Source organism: Mycobacterium sp. E1715 (assembly GCF_001667625.1).
Classification (GTDB): domain Bacteria; phylum Actinomycetota; class Actinomycetes; order Mycobacteriales; family Mycobacteriaceae; genus Mycobacterium.
On record NZ_LZJJ01000102.1, the window covers coordinates 1 to 4597 of the forward strand.

The following is a 4597-nucleotide window of genomic DNA, read 5'->3' on the forward strand; positions in this document are numbered from 1 at the left end:
CTGCGCTCGCAGGGCATCCGGCTCGTCTACGAGGCCCCGCGCCGCGGCACGGCAAACTCGCGGATCAACTTCATCCACCCCAAGGACGCCGGCGGCGTCCTCATCGAGCTGGTCGAACCGGCCGCCTGATCAAGACCACTTCCGGGTTGGGCCCCGCGTGGCGCGGTGGCTCCAGCACGGGGTGTGCCAATGCCGCCGATCTTCGACGAGTCCTGGGCCTCCACCGAGGGTCGGATCGGTTGGCCACACCACCAGATGTGCGGTGCCGACCCGAATTTCGTGATCGCAGCCCGGGCAACGGTAGGTCTTGACCGCACGGGCGGCCGCGACCGGACGGACTTCGTACTCGTGGCCGTCGGGCCCGACCTCCACCCGGCGGGCAGGCGGGGGCGGCGATGACTGCCACCGCTGACGTGGCGGTGTGCGGCGCCGGGCCATGCCGCCAGCCTAGCCGGGAGGCTCAGAACAGCCGGTATTCGTCGCTGTCCATCCCGCGCATCTTGTCGTAATCCAGTGTGATACAACGGATCCCACGGTCGATGGCCAGTGTGCGCGCCTGTGGCTTGATCTGCTGGGCCGCGAACACGCCCTTCACCGGCGCGAGCACGCTGTCGCGGTTGAGCAGCTCGAGGTATCTGGTGAGCTGTTCGACCCCGTCGATCTCGCCGCGCCGCTTGATCTCCACCGCCACCGAACCGCCCTGTTCGTCACGGCAGAGCAGGTCGACGGGCCCGATGGCGGTCATGTATTCGCGACGAACCAGCGTGTACCCCTCGCCGAGCAGGTGCACATGCTCGGCGAGCAACGCCTGCAGATGGGCTTCGACCCCGTCCTTGACCAGCCCGGGATCGACGCCCAGGTCGTGGCTGGAGTCGTGCTCGACATCCTCGACGGTGATCCGCAGCTGTTCGCCGGCCTTGTTCTGCACCACCCACACGGGGGCCTGCTCACCCGGCTCCTCGGTCAGCCAGCACGGCGGGCTCATCCAGTTCAGCGGTTTGTAGGCGCGGTCATCGGCATGCACGCTGACCGATCCGTCGGCCTTGAACAGCAGCAGCCTGCGGGCCGAGGGAAGATGCGCGGTGAGCCGGCCGACGTAGTCCACAGTGCACTGGGCGATCACTAGACGCACCCGACTCACCTTAGAGCGTGGCCGACAAATTAGGCTGGCGCCACCATGTCGGCCACGCAGAGCTTGGCGAAACGCATCGGGCGGGTGCTCGAGACGGTCACGCGTCAGAGCGGCCGGCTACCGGAGACCCCGGCGTACGGCTCCCTGCTGTTGGGGCGGGTGTCAGAAAGCCAGGCACGTCGCCGCGTCCGCATCCAGGTCATCCTGACTGTACTGGTGCTGGGCGCCAACCTGATCGGCATCGGCGTCGCCCTGCTCCTGGTGACCGTCGCCATCCCGCAACCGAGTGTGTTTGACGCGCCATGGTGGATAACCTTCGCGGCATCACCGGCCTACATCGCGCTGGCGCTGGCGGTGGGCACCTACTGGATCACCCGCAGGACCGTCGTATCGCTCCGCTGGGCGATCGAGGAGCGCGCGCCGAACCGGGAAGACGAACGAAACACGTTCCTGGCCCCATGGCGAATCGCCCGCTTCGATCTCATCCTGTGGGGTGTCGGGGCGGTGGTGCTGACCACGCTCTATGGCCTAGTCAACACGCTCTTCATCCCGCGCTTCCTCATCGCGGTGGGCATCTGCGGGATCTTGGTGGCCACCGGCAGTTATCTGCTGGCAGAGTTCGCGCTGCGCCCGGCGGCGGCTCAGGCGCTCGAAGCGGGGCCACCACCGCGTCGATTCGCCTCGGGGATCATGGGCCGGACCATGGTGGTCTGGTTCCTCGGCTCGGGCCTGCCCGTTCTCGGCATCGGCTTCCTGGCGGGCTTTCAAGCCTTGATGCGCAATCTGACCGAAACGCAATTCGCCGTCGGTGTGCTGATCGTCTCGATCGCCACGCTCATCTTCGGTTGCCTGTTGATGTGGATTCTGGCCTGGCTCACCGCAACTCCGGTGCGCGTGGTCCGCGCGGCGTTGCGCCGGGTTGAGCGCGGCGATCTGCGGGGCGACCTCGTCGTTTTCGACGGCACCGAACTCGGTGAGCTGCAACGCGGTTTCAACGCGATGGTGGACGGGCTGCGCGAACGCGAGCGGGTTCGCGACCTGTTCGGCCGGCACGTCGGACGCGAGGTCGCCCTGGCCGCCGAACGCGAGCGACCGAAGCTGGGCGGCGAAGAACGCCATGTAGCAGTCGTATTCATCGACATCGTCGGTTCCACCCAACTGGTGACCAGCCGGCCTCCGGCGGAAGTCGTTTCGGTGCTCAATCAATTCTTCGGCATCGTTGTCGAGGAAGTGGACCGACACTGCGGTCTGGTCAACAAGTTCGAGGGGGACGCGACCCTGGCCATCTTCGGGGCCCCGAACCATCTGGACCGCCCGGAAGACCAGGCGCTGGCCGCGGCGCGCGCCATCGCCGAGCGGCTCGTCGACGAAATGCCGCAGTGCCAAGCCGGTATCGGCGTGGCGGCCGGGCAGGTGGTGGCCGGCAACGTCGGCGCCCGGGAACGCTTCGAGTACACCGTAATCGGCGGTCCGGTCAACGAGGCGGCCCGCCTCTGCGAACTCGCCAAGTCGTACCCGGGTCGACTGCTGGCGACGGCCGATGCCCTCGAAGGCGCGAGCGAGAACGAGCGCGGCCGTTGGACTTTGGGCGAAACCGTGACTCTTCGCGGGTATGAGCAGCCCACCCGGCTCGCCACGCCCGCCGACCCGCCGGCCTGATGGATTGATTTCCGACCCGAGTGGGTAAGGGGACTAAGGACATCGCCCCTTTCAGAGATTGGTGTTGACATGGCTAGTGGAACTGCGCGGCGTGCTTCCCTCGCCGCGGGGATCGCCGCGGCGATCGCCTTGAGTTCGTTGACCGCGGGCTGCGGCTCGGGCAAAGACAACAAGAACCCGACGACTTCGACCTCGACCGTCACCACCTCCGTCACCACGCCCGCCAGCGTCACCACGACGGCACCGGCGGCGACGACTCCGGCCGGCCCGGGCGGCGGTCCCGAGACCGGACCCGGGGGCGCCACGACGGCCGGCCCGGGTGGCTCGGGCGCCGGCGCGGGCCCCGGTGGCGCGAGCGCGGGTGTGCCGGGCGCCGGTGCGTCCGCCGGACCCGGCGGCGCGGGGGCCTGCGCCGGCGGCGTCTGCGTCGGGACCCCTCCCGGCCCCTAGCCGCCTACCGGGCGCATCAGTCAGCGGCCGCCAAGGCCGCAACGAGGTGGTTGTTGGTGCGGGGGTCGCCCTCCCGCACCAACAGCGCCACCAGGCATGAGCCGGCCACCAGCAGCCCGCCGACGAAACCGACCGTCGCCGGCCAGCCGCCGACCGCGTACACGACGCCGCCGATCGCACCGGCCACTGACCCGCCCAAGTAGTAGCTGAACAAATACAGCGCCGACGCCTCCGCGCGGTCGCGTTGTGCCACCGCGCCCACCCAGCCGCTGGCCACGGTGTGCGCGGCGAAGAAACCACCCGTGAAGACGCCGACCCCCACCACGATCGCGGGCAGGGCGTGCGGCACGGTGAGCAGCAGGCCCGTCAGCGTGACCGGCAGGGCGGCCCGCAGCACGAGTGGGCGTCCCCTGCGGTCGGCGAGCCGCCCGGCCGCCACCGACGTCCAGGTGCCGACCAGGTACAGCAGGAACAGCAGGCCGACTGCTGACGGCGCCAGGCCGAACGGCCGCCCGGTCAATCGGTAGCCAAGGTAGTTGTACACGGTCACGAATCCACCCATCAACACGAACCCCACCGCGAACAGCTTCAGCAGCAACGGGTTTCGCAGATGCGCGGCGAGGTTCCGGATGCTGGCCCGCACGCTCGTCTCCTTCGGGTCGAAGAACTGAGACCGCGGCACCAGGGCGGCGAAGACCACCGTGCCGGCCAGTGTCGTCAGGGAGCACACCAGCAGTGCGACCCGCCAATCGCTCGCCTCGATGACCAACGACGGGACGAGGCGTCCGGCCAGCCCGCCGACCGTCGTTCCGGCGATGTAGCGGCCCATCGCCGACCCGAGCGACGAGGCGTGCACCTCCTCGGCGAGGAACGCCATCGCGACGGCGGGTATCCCGGCCAGCGCGGCGCCCTGCGCGGCGCGGCCGACGAGCAGCACGCCGAGCGTCGGACTGAACGGCAGCAGGAGCCCGATCACGCTGGACGCCAACCCCGAGGTCAACATCACGGTGATGCGGCCGTAGCGCTCGGACAGGACGCTGGCGGGAATGATGCAGACGGCCAGCATCCCCGTGGTCAGCGATACCGTGAGCGCCGCCGCGGCCGGACCGATCCGATACGACGCCGAAAGCGCTGGCAGCAGCGCCTGGGTGCAGTACATCGCGGCGAAGCTGGCCAGACCGGCACCGCAGAGCGCCGCGGTCAGCCGCCGGTACCCGCGGGTTCCGGCTCGGTGCGCTACGGCGGTGGAGGGGCCTTGGGGCATGCCCTTAATCCTGCGCGCCGACGCAAAGCGAAGGAAATGAATTATTCGCAGGTTTAATATGCTCCAAAGACATAAGTCGAGGATGGTGCGCG

The 4597-nt window shown here is 69.0% G+C and carries 5 protein-coding genes and 1 pseudogene; 3 read left to right on the plus strand and 3 right to left on the minus strand.

Features of this window, described 5'->3' with window-relative positions:
• Positions 1-129, plus strand: a pseudogene (locus A9X03_RS05650) (methylmalonyl-CoA epimerase); the annotation flags it as partial.
• Here the strand turns inward: A9X03_RS05650 and A9X03_RS28225 are convergent.
• Together A9X03_RS28225 and nucS are read right to left on the minus strand one after the other, a co-directional pair.
• Positions 130-438 carry a hypothetical protein gene (locus A9X03_RS28225; RefSeq protein WP_082950235.1) on the minus strand — a complete coding sequence of 103 codons (309 nt, stop codon included), beginning with the start codon at positions 436-438 and terminating at the stop codon, positions 130-132.
• A gap of 22 nt (positions 439-460) precedes the next feature.
• Complete coding sequence (nucS, locus tag A9X03_RS05655; RefSeq protein ID WP_067747753.1) at positions 461-1132, minus strand: endonuclease NucS; 672 nt, start codon at positions 1130-1132, stop codon at positions 461-463.
• 45 nt (positions 1133-1177) lie between these two features.
• On the opposite strand from nucS, the gene A9X03_RS05660 reads away from it, so the two are divergent.
• Both A9X03_RS05660 and A9X03_RS05665 read left to right on the plus strand, forming a co-directional pair.
• Positions 1178-2791, plus strand: coding sequence for an adenylate/guanylate cyclase domain-containing protein (locus A9X03_RS05660; protein WP_067781101.1), 1614 nt, complete (start codon positions 1178-1180; stop codon positions 2789-2791).
• A 69-nt stretch (positions 2792-2860) separates the two neighbouring features.
• A complete protein-coding gene (locus A9X03_RS05665) occupies positions 2861-3241 on the plus strand; it encodes a hypothetical protein (RefSeq protein WP_067747749.1) in 381 nt (126 codons plus the stop codon).
• A gap of 16 nt (positions 3242-3257) precedes the next feature.
• Here A9X03_RS05665 and A9X03_RS05670 read toward each other — a convergent pair whose 3' ends face one another.
• Positions 3258-4505, minus strand: coding sequence for an MFS transporter (locus tag A9X03_RS05670; protein WP_067781104.1), 1248 nt, complete (start codon positions 4503-4505; stop codon positions 3258-3260).
• Positions 4506-4597 lie beyond the last annotated feature (92 nt).

Excerpts from the sequence above, each read along its gene's own strand:
- A9X03_RS28225 (WP_082950235.1), bottom strand. The coding sequence starts at position 438 with ATGGCCCGGCGCCGCACACCGCCACGTCAGCGGTGGCAGTCATCGCCG.
- A9X03_RS05660 (WP_067781101.1), top strand. The coding sequence starts at position 1,178 with ATGTCGGCCACGCAGAGCTTGGCGAAACGCATCGGGCGGGTGCTCGAG.
- A9X03_RS05665 (WP_067747749.1), top strand. The coding sequence starts at position 2,861 with ATGGCTAGTGGAACTGCGCGGCGTGCTTCCCTCGCCGCGGGGATCGCC.
- A9X03_RS05670 (WP_067781104.1), bottom strand. The coding sequence starts at position 4,505 with ATGCCCCAAGGCCCCTCCACCGCCGTAGCGCACCGAGCCGGAACCCGC.